Genomic DNA, 14,561 nt, shown 5'->3' with positions numbered 1-14,561 from the left:
CAGTTGTATGGAATGAACCCACTTAGCCTGATCCCTGTTTCTGAAGACGAGCTGGAGGACCTGCGGGAACTCTCCATCCAGACATTCACCGCGGCCTTTGGTCCTCAAAACGATCCCGCGGACTTCCAGAATTATTTACAGAACGCCTTCTCCAGAGAACAATTGACTGAGGAATTGCATCAAGCGGGGACTACCTTTTACTTTCTCCGGGAGGCCGCACCGACAGTTGCAAATAATACGGATACCGGGGCAACAGAGCCAAGTGCTGCTACCCTTGGCTACCTAAAGCTCAACACCGACGCCGCGCAGTCCGAACCCCTAGGGGAGGAAGGGATGGAAGTGGAGCGTATCTATGTCCGGGATGGCCATCAGGGAAAGGGTTTGGGCCAATGGATGATCGAGCGCTCGGGGGAAATGGCCAAGAAGGCAGGCAAATCTTTCCTGTGGCTCGGAGTGTGGCAGGAGAATACCCGGGCAGTGGCCTTCTATCAGCGGATGGGATTTGTTATTTTTGGGGAGCATCCGTATTACATAGGTTCCGATCGCCAAATGGATTGGTTGATGCGCCTTGATCTCTAATAGACCACATATGAAACCAACCCTATCTTTCTTCTTCGTATTCTTTTGTTTTTCCACCCTCTTGGCCCAAACGGACTATTATTATCCGGAGCGCGGCGTAGATTGGGAAACCCGTTCTCCTAGGGAGGCCGGTTTAAAAGCCACAGCGCTGCAGGAAGCCGTTAACTATGCAGAAACACACGAGTATTCCGGACCTCGGGATTTGCGCAGAGCCATCCTGAAGGGATTCGAATATGAACCTTATCACGAGATTTTGGGACCCGTTAAGAAACGGGGAGGTCCTGCCGGAATGATCATCAAGGATGGATACCTGATTGCATCCTGGGGGGATATCCAACGGGTAGACATGACCTTCAGCGTCACCAAGAGTTTCCTCTCCACGGTAGCCGGCCTGGCTGCGGACCGCAACTTAATCCGAAATACTTCGGACCCGGTACACGAATACATCTGGGACGGGACTTTTCGCTCGGAGCATAACCAAAAAATCAACTGGAGCCACTTGTTGCAACAGAACTCCGACTGGTCGGGAGATCTCTGGGGTTTAAAAGACTGGGCCGATCGCCCGCCGCGGGAAGGGGGAATAGACGACTGGAAGAATCGGAAACTCGTGGAGCCGGGAACCGTTATGGAATACAACGACGTCCGGGTAAACGTCCTGGCTTATTCGCTTACACATGTGTGGCGCCAACCCCTGCCTACCGTCTTGAAAACCCACCTGATGGATCCGATCGGCGCCTCGTCGACCTGGCGTTGGTTTGGTTATGACCACGCCTGGACCACCATCGATGGCTATAAAATGCAATCGGTTACCGGAGGTGGACATTCCGGGGCAGGGATCTTTATCAGTGCAGAAGATATGGCCCGATTTGGATTGCTTTTCCTCTCCGGGGGATCATGGAATGGCGAACAGCTCATTAGCGAAGAATGGATCAGCGAAGCCCTGACCCCCTCAACCCCCAATCCGAATTATGGGTACATGTGGTGGCTCAACCAGCAAGGGAACCGACACTGGGAAGGGGTGCCCGAAAACGTGTTCTATGCCGCAGGATTCGGAGGGAATTTTATTGTGGTAGCCCCCGATCAGGACCTGGTGATGGTATTGCGTTGGCTCGAGCCCAGCGAGGTGGGCAACTTTGTACGGGAAGTTTTTAAAGCTCTTTAAACTTCTGGGCATTCTTTGAAGTCTTGGAGTTGCCCAAGTGGGAGTTGCCCAAGACTTAAGAACATTTTATAGACTCCTTAAAATCTCAGCGGCCCGATCCAGGGTTTCATCTTTTTTCGCAAAGCAAAAGCGCAGCCGTTTCGGATCGGTGCGATTCAGGTTAAATACGGAGATAGGAATACTCGCTACCTTGTGTTTGCGGGTCAGTTCTTCGGCAAACGCAACATCGCCCTGCTCGCTGATGGCGGTGTAATCCAGGAGCTGGAAGTACGTTCCCTGAGCAGGAGTCCATCGAAAGCGCGAACCTTCAAGACCCGCTAAAAACCGGTCGCGTTTGCGCTGGAAAAAAGCACCCAACTCCAGATAATGGGCTGGCACCTGCAGGTAGGCGGCAACCGCGCGTTGTGCAGGGTGGTTTACGCAGAATACCACAAACTCATGCAATTTACGAAACTCCTTCATCAGCCCGGCCGGGGCCAGGCAGTAGCCCAATTTCCATCCGGTTACGTGAAAGGTTTTTCCGAAGGAAGCACAAATAAAACTGCGCTCTCTAAGCCCTGGGAATCGGCAGGCACTTTGGTGTTCCCGGCCGTCAAAGACCAGGTGTTCATAGACCTCGTCGCTGAGTAACAGGATGTCCGTCGGTGCCAGCAGCTCTTCAAGTTGCTTCATATCGGCCTCGGTAAGCAAGGTTCCGCTGGGATTGTGCGGCGTATTGATCATAAGCATCCGCGTGCGGGGACCGACAGCGGCCTTGAGCGCCTCCCAATCGATCCGATATTCCGGCCCCTGCAACTGCAGTAATACCGGTATGCCCCCTTGGGCCTTAATTGCTGGTTCATACGCGTCATAGGCCGGTTTGAGGACGATTACTTCATCTCCCGGCTGCACCGCACAGGCCAGTGCCGTATAGAGGGCCTGTGTAGCTCCGTTGGTAATGGTGATTTCGGTAGCCGGATCGTAGTCCACCCCATGGAGCTTTTCCGTTTTGCCGGCAATAGCTTCCCGCAGGGAATAAATCCCCGCCAGGGGCGCATACTGGTTGTATCCTCCCTGCAAAGCATCCTGCAGACAGGCCAGCAACTCGGGATCGGCTCCGAAGTCCGGAAATCCCTGGCTCAGGTTTATCGCTTTTTCCTCATGGGCCATACGGCTCATGGTATCGAAGATCGAAGTTTCGAGCTCGGGCAGTTTGGAGTTGAAGGGGAGGGAGTGTTTCACCTGGTGTATTCGAAAATTTCAGCTTATAGGAAGCCGATTGTGTTTCCTGTAAAAATATAAAAACCCCGGCATCGAGCCGAGGTTTTAGCGGGATCTGGGAGATCCCTATCATCAGTCAAAGTAAAATTATACGTGCTGGTCTTCATGTTTTCCTTCGCGGATTTCTTCGACTAATTTGGCGTTGAAATCCGGTAGGTCATTCGGGTTACGGCTGGTTACTAGGCCTTCATCTACCACTACTGATTTGTCTTCCCAGAGTGCTCCGGCGTTCACTAAGTCGTCTTTAATAGACTTATAGGACGTTAACTTGCGTCCCTTGACCACGTCGGCACTGATCAGCAACTGTGGTGCGTGGCATATGGCTGCCACTGGCTTCTTCTCTGCGAAGAAGTCCCGGATAAATAGTAAGGCATTATCATTGGTTCGTAGTTGGTCTGGGTTTATGACTCCTCCTGGTAACATCAGGGCATTATAATCTTTGGAATTTACCTCTTCCAAGGTTTTGTCTACCGAATAATTCTCGGACCAGTTTCCATTGGACCATCCCCGGATGCTTCCGGATTGGGTACTTACTATATCTACTTTGAAGCCCGCATTTTCCATGGCTTCTTTTGGGCTGGTTAATTCACTTTCTTCAAATCCATTTGTAGCTAAAATTGCTATCCTCTTCATTATATCTTTCTACTTTTAATTATTAATTCAACTATCTATAATATAAGTAATTACGATCGAAAAGTCCGTTAAGGAGCTACTAAAATCCCTGGGGTTTTCGTTAAGATCCTTTAACATTTAGAAGGAGAGAAAAAAACCCGACCAGTACGGTCGGGTTTTATAACTATTGCGATAAGGTAAACTGCGCTGTGCTAAATTTACCCGCTCTGCTGTTTTTATCCTCTGGCCGAAGCCGTGAGGTATTCCCGGTTCATCCGGGCGATGTTTTCCAGGGAAATTCCTTTCGGGCATTCCACCTCACAGGCTCCGGTGTTGGTACAGTTTCCAAAGCCTTCCAAATCCATTTGGCGTACCATGTTTTGTACCCGCTCGGCAGCTTCTACCTGACCTTGCGGCAACAGGGCAAACTGGCTCACCTTTGCTGAGGTAAAGAGCATGGCGCTGGCGTTCTTACAAGCGGCCACACAGGCGCCGCATCCGATGCAGGTAGCTGCATTGAAGGAAGCGTCGGCCTTGTCTTTCTCTACCGGGATGGCGTTGGCATCTACAGTATTCCCTGAAGTGTTTACCGAAATATATCCACCCGCCTGTTGAATTCGATCAAAGGCAGAGCGGTCGATCATCAGATCCTTGATTACCGGAAAGGCAGTGGCACGGAATGGCTCAATAACAATGGTGTCGCCATCGTTGAATTTGCGCATGTGTAACTGGCAGGTCGTGATCAGCCGATCCGGCCCATGCGGTTCTCCGTTGATCTGCAGGGAACAGGATCCGCAGATCCCCTCGCGGCAGTCGTGGTCAAAGACCACAGGTTCCTCTCCTTTTTCAATCAATTCCTGATTCAAAACATCCAGCATTTCCAGGAAGGACATGTCCCCCTCGATACCGCTGATGGGATATTCCACCAACTTCCCTTTGGAGTCGTTATTCTTCTGACGCCAGATTTTGAGTAACAGTTTCATAGCTCTATTTATAACTTCTCGTTTTCAGTTCAATATTTTCGAATTCCAGTTCCTCCTTGTGCAGGACGGCATCCTTGGGTTCCCCCTTGTATTCCCAAGCACTTACGTAGCGGAAATTCTTGTCGTCCCGCAGGGCCTCGCCTTCCGGGGTCTGGTATTCTTCGCGGAAGTGGCCCCCACAACTTTCGTTGCGCTGCAGGGCATCTTTAGCAAAGAGTTCCCCGAGCTCCAGGAAGTCGGCAACGCGGCCGGCTTTCTCCAGCTCCTGGTTCATCTCATCCATGCCTCCGGGGATGGAGACTTCCTTGTAGAACTCCTCGCGCAACGCGGAGATTTCTGCGATGGCTTCCTTGAGTTCTTTTTCGTTACGGGACATCCCGCATTTGTTCCACATGATTTTACCCAATTTCTTGTGGAAGTAGTCCACAGACTTGGTCCCTTTGGTATCCAGCAGGCTTTGCATCCGCTCGCGAACAGTATTTTCGGCCTCCTCAAATTCCTTGGAATCTGTGGAGATCGGACCGGTTCGGATATCGTCGGAAAGGTAATCTCCAATGGTGTAGGGCAGTACAAAGTATCCGTCGGCCAGGCCTTGCATCAGGGCGGAAGCCCCCAGTCGGTTGGCCCCGTGGTCGCTGAAATTGGCTTCCCCGGCTGCGTAGCATCCCGGAATAGTAGTCTGCAGGTTGTAATCTACCCAAAGCCCGCCCATGGTATAGTGCACGGCAGGATAGATCATCATCGGGGTCTTGTACGGGTTCTCATCCACAATTTTCTCGTACATCTGGAAGAGGTTTCCGTATTTGGCAGCAACCACTTCTTCTCCCAGTCGGGTGATGGTCTCCTTATCGGGATTCTCGATCCCGGAAGTCAACGCTTTTTCCTTCCCATAGCGCTCGATGGCTGCAGAGAAATCCAGGTAAACAGCCTCCCCGGTCTTATTCACCCCAAAGCCGGCGTCGCAGCGCTCTTTAGCGGCGCGCGAAGCTACATCCCGAGGCACGAGGTTTCCGAATGCCGGATAACGACGCTCGAGGTAGTAATCCCGGTCTTCTTCTTTCAGTTGGGTGGGTTTGAGTTTCCCTTCGCGGATGGCTTCGGCATCTTCCTTGCGTTTGGGCACCCAGATTCGTCCGTCGTTCCGCAGGGATTCCGACATCAGGGTCAGTTTGGACTGATGGTCCCCGGATACCGGGATACAGGTCGGGTGGATTTGTGTAAAGCAAGGGTTGGCAAAATAGGCCCCGCGACGGTGTGCACGCCAGGCAGCGGTCACATTACTTCCCATGGCGTTGGTACTCAGGTAAAATACGTTTCCGTATCCCCCTGAAGCCAGCACCACGGCATGGGCGCTGTGTCTTTCAATGGCCCCAGTCACCAGGTTACGCGCAATGATTCCGCGCGCTTTCCCATCGACAATCACCAGGTCCAGCATTTCATGCCGGTTGTGCGCTTTGATTTTCCCGCGGTTGATCTGGCGGTTCATAGCGGCGTAGGCGCCGAGCAGCAATTGCTGGCCGGTCTGTCCTTTGGCATAAAAGGTTCGACTTACCAATACCCCTCCGAAAGAGCGGTTGTCGAGCAGGCCGCCGTATTCCCGTGCGAAGGGTACGCCCTGGGCCACACACTGGTCAATAATATTTACGGATTCCTCGGCCAATCGGTATACGTTGGCTTCCCTGGAACGGTAATCCCCTCCTTTGATGGTGTCGTAAAAGAGTCGGTACGGACTGTCCCCGTCGCCCTGGTAATTCTTTGCTGCGTTGATTCCTCCCTGGGCTGCAATACTGTGTGCGCGCCGGGGGGAATCCTGGTAGCAGAAGGTCTTGACATTGTAACCCAGTTCCGCCAGCGTTGCCGCTGCAGAGCCACCTGCCAGTCCGGTTCCCACCACAATGATATCGATATTCCGCTTGTTGGCGGGGTTTACCAGATTAATGTCGTTCTTATGTTTGGTCCACTTGTCGGCCAACGGGCCTGCAGGGACTTTGGAGTCTAGACTTCCCATATTAATGCGTATGGTTAAAGTGATGGTATAAGGCGATAAAGATGAAGATCAGCGGCACCACAATGGCATAGAGCCGCGTGAAATTCCTGATGGCCGGGCTGTATTTGTTGTTCACTCCCATACTTTGAAAGGAGGAAGCGAATCCGTGCCAGAGGTGCAGGGCGAGCAACACAAAGGATACTACGTAGATCCCCACCCGGGCAGGAGAAAGAAATTTTTCAACCAGTTCGTGGTGGTAGCGCGTCGGATCTTCAGGGTTGGCCTCAATGTACTTGTATGCCATTTCAGGCACCCAGAAATCGTAGAAATGCAGCCCTAAAAAGGCGAGCACGACCAGGCCGGTAAGGATCATGTTGCGACTAACCCAGGGCGCATTGGCGCCTCCTTTATACTGGGCGTAGCGCACATTGCGCGCTTTGCGGTTTTGCAGCTCAAGGACTATCCCCATCACAAAGTGCACGATCACTCCTGCAATCAGGATGGGTTGCAGGATATACTGCACTACCGGGTTATATCCCATGAAGTGCGACCAGCTGTTAAACGTTTCCGGGCTGATTACCGAGCTAAGGTTAATCGTGGCGTGCTGACCCAGGAAAAACACCAAAAAAAGACCGGACAAAGCCATTACAACTTTCCGGGCTATCGAAGAATTTACAATTCCACTCATAAAAGGGTTGGATTAAGCCCTACAAAAATACTTCACAAACGACGGATTAACAAACTTTAGGCGATTGGGTATTTTTCACCGATATTAGGGGGATTGAACTCCCTGAAGTGCCCAGTTTGAATATCGCCATATTATCGGTTAGCCTGTCGGTTTATTCTACCCGCAGGATTGCGGAGGAAGCCGAGAAACGGGGGCATTTTGTAGAGCAGATCGATTACAGCCGGTGCACGGTTTCCCTGGGTGAAGGCAGGCCCCGGATTTTCTATCAGGAGGAAGACATCAGCCGCGAATTCCAGGTGATCATTCCGCGGATCGGGGCAAAACTTACCCGTCACGGGGCAGCCATCGTGAAGCAATTTGAGCTCAGTGGATGTTTCAGTACGGCGCGCTCCATGGGCATTACCCGTGCCCGCAACAAGGCGCGGACGCTGCAAATCATGGCGCGCAAAGGCGTGCCGGTTCCCAAAACCCTGTTTTCCATAGACCCGGAAAGTATCCCCTTTCAACTTCAACAATTAGGAGGCCCGCCCGTGGTCATCAAATTACAACAAGGCACCCAGGGGTTGGGGGTAATCCTGGCCGAGTCGGAACAATCCGCCCGCTCCGTTATCGACACCTTTTATAAAATGGACCAACCCATCCTGGTACAGGAATACATTCGGGAGGCAGAAGGGGAAGACCTGCGAATTATCGTGGTGGGGAATGATATTGTTGCCGCTATGAAGCGGACGGGGACCTTTGGCGAATTTCGGGCCAATGTGCACCGCGGGGGAAGCGCCGAAACGGTTTTGCTGACCCCGAAAGAAGAACGAATGGCCCTGGAAGCTGTGCGCTATCTCGGGCTGGGGGTCGCCGGAGTAGACATTATCCGGAGTAATGCAGGACCCCGGCTACTCGAGGTCAACGCCTCTCCCGGACTACAGGGAATCGAAAGTGCCACTGGGATCAATGTGGCCGCGGCAATTGTAAAATATGCCGAATACAATGGAAGCCGGAAAAAATAATGCAATAAAACAAAACGACGTTTGGATACACCAAAACAGGAATTAAACATTGCTGGAACCGCGATTCCTCCGGGAACGCAAAAACGGGTAAACCTGCAGGTAGGCCGCTTGCCCACCGGGACCCTCATCGATATTCCCGTCTATGTCTTTAACGGCAAGGAGCCGGGTCCCTGCTTGTTGGTTCAGGCAGGTCTTCACGGAGACGAAATTAACGGGATCGAGGTGGTGCGGCGCATGCTGGAAAAAGGGCTTTTCCAGGTCGAAAAGGGCTGTGTAATGGCCGTTCCCGTGATGAATATTTACGGGTTCATCCATTTTTCGCGGGACCTCCCCGACGGCAAGGATGTGAACCGCAGTTTTCCGGGAAGCGCCAAGGGGTCTCTGGCCAGGCGCATGGCCTGGTTGTATCGCAATGAGGTGATGAGTGCTATGGATCTGGCGGTTGATTTACATACAGGAGGTGCCCAGCGCGCCAATTATCCCCAGGCTCGCTATACTCCCGGAGACGAGAAAGGAAAAGAATTGGCAGCGGTTTTTCAGGCTCCGGTTTTTTTTGCTTCCAAACTGATTAAAGGTTCTTTCCGGCAGGCGGCCGAACAACTTGGAAAAACGAGTATCGTTTATGAAGCCGGGGAAAGTGGTCGCTTTGATGAACAGGCCATTCGGGAGGGGATCCAGGGGATCATGCAGCTCATGCGTCACCTGGAAATGATCACAGCCCTGCCCGCTATTTTTGCAGAACAGTACCAATCGGTACATTTAGAGAAACGCCGGTGGTTGCGGGCGCCAATGGCAGGGATGTTTGTTCCGGAAGTCCTGAACGGCGCACAGGTAACCCAGGGGGAACCCCTCGGGATTGTAACCGATACCTTTGCCAAACGTAAGAAGCAGTTAAAGGCCCCCTATGACGGTTATATTATCTGTATCAATCATCAGGCCGTCGTGAACCAGGGGGATGCCCTCTTCCATATCGGAAGCCCGGGCTAGTCTTAAATCATTTGAAAGGAAGGTGAGCGTGCGGGAAGCCGACTAGCTTACTTTTCCATATCCCGTAATTGGATTTCCAGGGCCCGGGTAGACAATTGCACTTCCCAAAGCGACAATACCAGGGATACCATGAGCAGGATCAGGCTCAATCCAAATATGGCATTGGCCCAGAATCGAAGTTCCACATAGATCAGGAACATACTTATGGCAGCCAACAGGAAACTCAGGATGGAGCTGCCCTGCATTCCCTTAATGATACTCAGTCGTTTGCGCAAGGACCGAATCTGCCGTTCCAGAGGAGCTGCGTGTGTATCCACGAATTCTTTGGAAAGCTGCCGGATAAGGGCCGCGATTGCCAGGTATCGCGCGTTGTAGGCCAGCATGCTCAGGGAGATGGCCGGAAATAATAAGGCGGGGATACTCAAGGTTAGTTCCATGGGTTCTGGTTTCTAGTGTAAATCAAGGTCGCCGGCAGGGCCGCCTATGAACTTATTATTTCAATGTGAATTCTCCTTGCTGCTCGGCCCGACCCATCTCCAGGATTACCGTATACGTACCTTCGGGCAGGTAGGTCTTGCCGTTATCGGCCTCCTTAAGTTCGGTTTTGTTTTTAGACAGGTAGTTGGCCTTGCCCTCCTTACTGAAGGCCAGGTCGTAGGACAGGATGTTCAGACCTTCCACGGCTTCGGTTTCCACTTCGCTCACGACCACCCCATCCGGTGATTTTACCTGCGCCTTTACTTTCCCGGCCTTTCCGGCGAAAAACGAAATATCCAGGCCTGGCGTATTGGGTTCTGCGTAGGTATAGAAACGGTTGCCCCACCGGCTGCTGTGGCGCATTTCCGGCATTTCAAAAAGCACGAGATCCGATTCCATATCTGTCGGGGTCATGCTTTGCAGCGGAGCCACGTCGGCTTTATAAATACTCCGACCGTGCGTACCAACCAACAGGTGTCCTGCTTCCTCCTGCACCACCAAATCATGTACAGCAACTACGGGCATGCCGTTCTCCATAAGCTCCCAACTTGCACCCCGATCCAGGGATGCGTAAAGTCCGTTGTCCGTACCCACATAGAGCAGGTTTTCGTTTTTAGGGTCTTCCAGGATTACGTTGACCGGGGAATCCGGGATTCCCGCGGCAATAGACTTCCAGGTTTTTCCGTAATCCTCGCTTACATAGACATAGGGGGTAAAATCATCGGCGCGATAGCCATTGAGGGATACGTAGACCCGCTCCTTCTTGTGTTTGGAAGCGGCCACCCGACTCACCCAGAGTTCTCCTGGGAAGGAATCCGAAATACGGGTCCAGCTGCCTCCGCCGTCCTTGCTCACATGTACATAACCATCATCACTTCCGGTATACAACAACCCAAAGGCAAATGGCGATTCGGAGATCGTGGCCAGGGTGCCATAGGGTACATTGCCCTTGCGGCCGCCCCGGGTTAAATCCCCGGAGATAGCGGTAAAGTCGTCGCCCTGATTCATGGATCGGTGCAGGCGGTTACTTGCCAAATACAAGATATCCGGATTATGGGCAGAAAGTAAAATGGGGGTTTGCCAGTTAAAACGCAGCGGCGATTCTCCTAATTTGTGGCTTGGCTGAATGCGCTTGCGGTCTCCGGTTCCCAGGTTCAGGCGAAAGTAATTTCCAAATTGAAACCCGGTATACACAATGTCATTATTGCGGGGATCTACCTGTACCTGCATCCCGTCGCCTCCCATAATGCGCTTCCAGGGATATTCCCCTTCGGCATGCCAGCGATCCGACTCCCGGGAGGTATGCGCTCCCTTCCAGACCCCGTTATCTTGAAGGCCGCCATAGACATTGTACGGCTTGGCGTTGTCTACGGTAATGGCATAGAATTGCCCTACCGTAGGACTGTTATTTTTGATCCAGGACTCCCCGTAATCATAGGTGATATTTACCCCACCATCGTTCCCGTTGATCAGGTGCCCGGGTTGGTTGGGGTTGATCCAGAGGGCGTGGTGGTCGGCGTGTACGCTGGGGCCACCTATGGATTCAAATGTTTTCCCCCCGTCCGTGGAACGCAATTGGGGAACTCCCGCGATGTAAATTTGGTCGGGATCGTAGGCCGCTACGCGTATCTGGCCAAAATAGTACCCATAACTATAGTATAGATCCTCGATAAAGTCGTCGTGGGTCTTATTCCAGGTTTTCCCCCCATCGATGGTCTTGTAAACTTCGGCCCCTACAACGGGGGTATCAAAGAGCAGGGAGTTGGCGTCTTCCAGATAAATGGCGAGGTCGGCAGGTTTGGCTTCGCGCTCGCGCACCATGGCTTTAACGGATTTCGCCCGGTACTCCCGGGGAAACCTATTGGCCTCCAAAAAGGCGTTGAGGTCCCCGTTGTCCAATTTCAGGAAGGTATCGGCGCTCATGTTTTTAAAGTCTTCCTTTTGCAAGCGTGTGGATTGTTCTTCTGTAGCCTTGTCGCGCCGGAATTGATTGTCGTGGACGGCGTAAACCGTGTTGCGATCATAGATGGCTAATCCGATGCGACCCACGCCATTACCTGTGGGAAATCCGGAACCGGATTCACTGACGAGGTTCCAGGTTTTTCCCCCATCCTGACTTTTGTAAATCCCGGAGCCCTCCCCACTTCCTTCGAAGTTCCAGGCCTTGCGGTCCCGCTGCCAGGATGCGGCGTAAACAATATCCGGAGACTCAGGCGCTACAACCAGGTCTATGATTCCGGTGTCCTCATTAATAAACAGGGTCTTTTCCCAGGTCTGCCCGCCGTCGGTGGTGCGATACACCCCGCGCTCAGCGTTGGGGGAATATAAATGTCCGAGCACGCCAACCAAGACCTCATCGGGTCGCTCCGGGTGGATACTGATACGTCCAATATGGTGGGAATCGGGCAGGCCCATATATTCCCAGGTTGCTCCTTTGTCCGTGGATTTGTACATCCCGATACCGGCATAGGAAGAACGGGAAGAATTGTTTTCCCCGGTTCCGGCCCAGATAGTACCACTATTCCAATCCACCGCTATGGCCCCCAGGTTCTGGGTGGGGGAAGTGTCCATTACGGGGGTAAAACTCGTGCCATTGTTGGCGGTATGCCAGAGGCCTCCTGAAGCATAGGCTACATAAAATTCTATGGGGTTGTCGGGATTGACCGCCAGTTGTACGACACGGCCGCTCATAATGCTCGGGCCAATGTTTTCGAGTTTCAGGTTGGTCAGCAGGGAATTTTGGGCGCTGCTGGCGCGATCTTGTAAAGCTTGTAATTGTGCTTCGGGCGAAGTAGCCGGGGTTTGGCTAAAGCCATTGAAGCAGCCGAAAATAAGGAGAAGGAGTAAGGAAAATTTGGGAAGTCGGGTTGGTAGTAGCGATGGCTTCATATTGTGATATTGGTAAAATATTCAGATTAAAATTGCACAGACCTTTAAGATTTTGTTAATTTATTGCCCAATTAATTAATCAAACTGAATTATGGAAGAGTATCTCCCTTTAATTATTCAATTGATTTCCGGCGCCGTAGGCGGCAATGTAGCTGGAAAGATATTGAAAAATCTTTCGCTTGGCACCGTAGGGAATTCTATCGTTGGAATTCTCGGAGGCGGCCTGGGCGGAACACTATTAGGAATGCTTGGAATGAGTGGCGCTGAAGCAGCGGAAGCTTCCACCAGCATGGATTTAAGTTCTATTCTCGGCAGTGTGGCCGGGGGTGGTGTTGGTGGTGGAGTCCTGATGGCAATCATCGGGGCTGTGAAAAAAGCCATCTCTAAATAGTAACTAACCAACCTGCATACTTGGAGGAGCCTTTCGGGGCTCCTTTTTTTTGTGGGTTTCCTTACTTTTGGGAAGGAACTGCAATTAGCAAGCAGCCTTTCCAATAAAGAGTCAAACCAGGAATCACCATACATGAAATATCACCCGATACCCAACACCCTCTTCACTAAGAACCGCAGCAAGTTCATGGCACGTATGGCTCCCAAGAGCCTGGCGGTTTTCAACTCCAACGATATTTACCCGGTAAGTGCAGATAGTACCTTGCCTTTTGCCCAGGCCCGGGATATCTTTTACCTCTCCGGGGTGAATCAGGAGGAAAGTATTTTGTTGTTGTTTCCCGATGCCATAGATCCCAAGCACCGGGAAGTGCTGTTTGTGCGGGAAACCAACGAGCATATTGCCATTTGGGAAGGAGCCAAACTGGATAAAGACCAGGCTTTTGCCACTTCCGGCATTCGAACGGTCTATTGGCTCACGGATTTTGAGAAAGTCTTCTTTGACCTGATGACCGAAGCCGAAACCATCTATTTCAATACCAACGAGCACTATCGGCAGTCCGTGGAAACCGAAACCCGGGAGGCGCGATTCATCAAAAAATGCAAGGCAGATTTCCCTGCCCACAAGGTGGCCAAAAGCAATCCCATCCTCCAGGAAATCCGCGGGGTAAAAGAACCGGAAGAACTGGATCTGATGCGCACCGCATGCGGCATAACCAATAAGGGTTTTCGACGGGTGCTGGAATTTGTGAAGCCCGGGGTCTGGGAGTACGAAATCGAAGCCGAATACCTGCATGAATTTATCCGGAATCGTTCCAACGGCTTTGCCTACACGCCCATTATCGCTTCGGGGAATAATGCCAATGTCCTGCACTACATTGAAAACAACCAACAGTGCCGGGAAGGGGAATTAATCCTTATGGATGTTGGCGCGGAATACGCCTTGTATTCCAGTGATATGACCCGAACCATTCCTGTGAGCGGGCGATTTTCCAAGCGACAACGAGAAGTATACCAATCGGTTTTAAAAGTCAAGGAGGAGGCCACCAAGATGTTGGTACCCGGAACGCTTTGGGCGGAATACCACCAGGAAGTAGGTAAAATTATGACTTCCGAACTGCTCAGTTTGGGTCTGCTCGACAAGGCCGATGTCCAGAACGAAAATCCCGAATGGCCCGCCTATAAAAAATACTTCATGCATGGAACCAGCCACCACATTGGGTTGGATACCCATGATTACGGGATGCTGAAAACCCCGATGAAGGCCAATATGGTCTTTACGGTGGAACCGGGGATCTATATCCCGGATGAAGGTTTTGGAATTCGATTGGAAGACGATGTGGTTATCCAGGAAAAAGGAGAACCCGTAAACCTGATGGCCGATATTCCTTTGGAAGTGGAGGAAATTGAGGACATTATGAATAGCTAGTTCTTCCTGAATTTCTGCAGTATTAGCATTCTGCGAACTCTGAAGATCTAGCGCGCCATGCAAAGAAAAAACCCTCGCAATAAGCGAGGGTTTTATTTTGAAAACAGACTAGCGAAG

13 protein-coding genes are annotated in these 14,561 nt (G+C 51.8%); 6 read left to right on the top strand and 7 right to left on the bottom strand.

Features of this window, described 5'->3' with window-relative positions; genetic code table 11:
- Positions 1-12 precede the first annotated feature (12 nt).
- Entirely contained in the window at positions 13-579 is a 567-nt protein-coding gene (locus BM318_RS05335) for a GNAT family N-acetyltransferase (protein ID WP_092981250.1), read from the top strand.
- Positions 580-589: 10 nt separating this feature from the next.
- A complete protein-coding gene (locus BM318_RS05330) occupies positions 590-1,741 on the top strand; it encodes a serine hydrolase domain-containing protein (RefSeq protein WP_092981249.1) in 1,152 nt (383 codons plus the stop codon).
- Between the two features lie 66 nt (positions 1,742-1,807).
- Here BM318_RS05330 and BM318_RS05325 read toward each other — a convergent pair whose 3' ends face one another.
- The 5 genes from BM318_RS05325 to BM318_RS05305 all read right to left on the bottom strand — a co-directional run bounded on the left by BM318_RS05325 (position 1,808) and on the right by BM318_RS05305 (position 7,271).
- The gene (locus BM318_RS05325; RefSeq protein ID WP_092981248.1) at positions 1,808-2,962 is read right to left on the bottom strand and encodes a methionine aminotransferase; all 1,155 of its coding nucleotides are present in this window, start codon (positions 2,960-2,962) and stop codon (positions 1,808-1,810) included.
- A 126-nt stretch (positions 2,963-3,088) separates the two neighbouring features.
- Positions 3,089-3,634 carry a type 1 glutamine amidotransferase domain-containing protein gene (locus tag BM318_RS05320; RefSeq protein ID WP_092981246.1) on the bottom strand — a complete coding sequence of 182 codons (546 nt, stop codon included), beginning with the start codon at positions 3,632-3,634 and terminating at the stop codon, positions 3,089-3,091.
- Positions 3,635-3,849: 215 nt separating this feature from the next.
- Positions 3,850-4,596, bottom strand: coding sequence for a succinate dehydrogenase/fumarate reductase iron-sulfur subunit (locus BM318_RS05315; RefSeq protein WP_092981244.1), 747 nt, complete (start codon positions 4,594-4,596; stop codon positions 3,850-3,852).
- Positions 4,597-4,600: 4 nt separating this feature from the next.
- The gene (locus BM318_RS05310) at positions 4,601-6,604 is read right to left on the bottom strand and encodes a fumarate reductase/succinate dehydrogenase flavoprotein subunit (RefSeq protein WP_092981242.1); all 2,004 of its coding nucleotides are present in this window, start codon (positions 6,602-6,604) and stop codon (positions 4,601-4,603) included.
- A 1-nt stretch (position 6,605) separates the two neighbouring features.
- Complete coding sequence (locus BM318_RS05305) at positions 6,606-7,271, bottom strand: succinate dehydrogenase cytochrome b subunit (protein ID WP_092981239.1); 666 nt, start codon at positions 7,269-7,271, stop codon at positions 6,606-6,608.
- A 107-nt stretch (positions 7,272-7,378) separates the two neighbouring features.
- On the opposite strand from BM318_RS05305, the gene BM318_RS05300 reads away from it, so the two are divergent.
- Both BM318_RS05300 and BM318_RS05295 read left to right on the top strand, forming a co-directional pair.
- Positions 7,379-8,275 carry a RimK family alpha-L-glutamate ligase gene (locus BM318_RS05300; protein WP_245759745.1) on the top strand — a complete coding sequence of 299 codons (897 nt, stop codon included), beginning with the start codon at positions 7,379-7,381 and terminating at the stop codon, positions 8,273-8,275.
- A gap of 21 nt (positions 8,276-8,296) precedes the next feature.
- Positions 8,297-9,262: a succinylglutamate desuccinylase/aspartoacylase family protein gene (locus BM318_RS05295; RefSeq protein WP_092981237.1), complete on the top strand. Its 966-nt coding sequence runs from the start codon at positions 8,297-8,299 to the stop codon at positions 9,260-9,262.
- Between the two features lie 47 nt (positions 9,263-9,309).
- Here the strand turns inward: BM318_RS05295 and BM318_RS05290 are convergent, their stop codons facing one another.
- Entirely contained in the window at positions 9,310-9,699 is a 390-nt protein-coding gene (locus tag BM318_RS05290; RefSeq protein WP_092981235.1) for a DUF2721 domain-containing protein, read from the bottom strand.
- A 55-nt stretch (positions 9,700-9,754) separates the two neighbouring features.
- Positions 9,755-12,628: a VPS10 domain-containing protein gene (locus tag BM318_RS05285; protein ID WP_092981232.1), complete on the bottom strand. Its 2,874-nt coding sequence runs from the start codon at positions 12,626-12,628 to the stop codon at positions 9,755-9,757.
- Between the two features lie 91 nt (positions 12,629-12,719).
- On the opposite strand from BM318_RS05285, the gene BM318_RS05280 reads away from it, so the two are divergent.
- Positions 12,720-13,019, top strand: a complete 300-nt coding sequence (locus BM318_RS05280) for a hypothetical protein (RefSeq protein ID WP_092981231.1) — start codon at positions 12,720-12,722, stop codon at positions 13,017-13,019.
- 132 nt (positions 13,020-13,151) lie between these two features.
- Positions 13,152-14,444 carry an aminopeptidase P family protein gene (locus BM318_RS05275; protein ID WP_092982083.1) on the top strand — a complete coding sequence of 431 codons (1,293 nt, stop codon included), beginning with the start codon at positions 13,152-13,154 and terminating at the stop codon, positions 14,442-14,444.
- Positions 14,445-14,561: the final 117 nt, after the last annotated feature.

Source organism: Robiginitalea myxolifaciens (assembly GCF_900115205.1).
In the GTDB taxonomy this organism is placed as follows: domain Bacteria; phylum Bacteroidota; class Bacteroidia; order Flavobacteriales; family Flavobacteriaceae; genus Robiginitalea; species Robiginitalea myxolifaciens.
The sequence above is the reverse complement of the archived record's forward strand: the minus strand, read 5'-3'. Positions and strand labels throughout refer to the sequence as shown.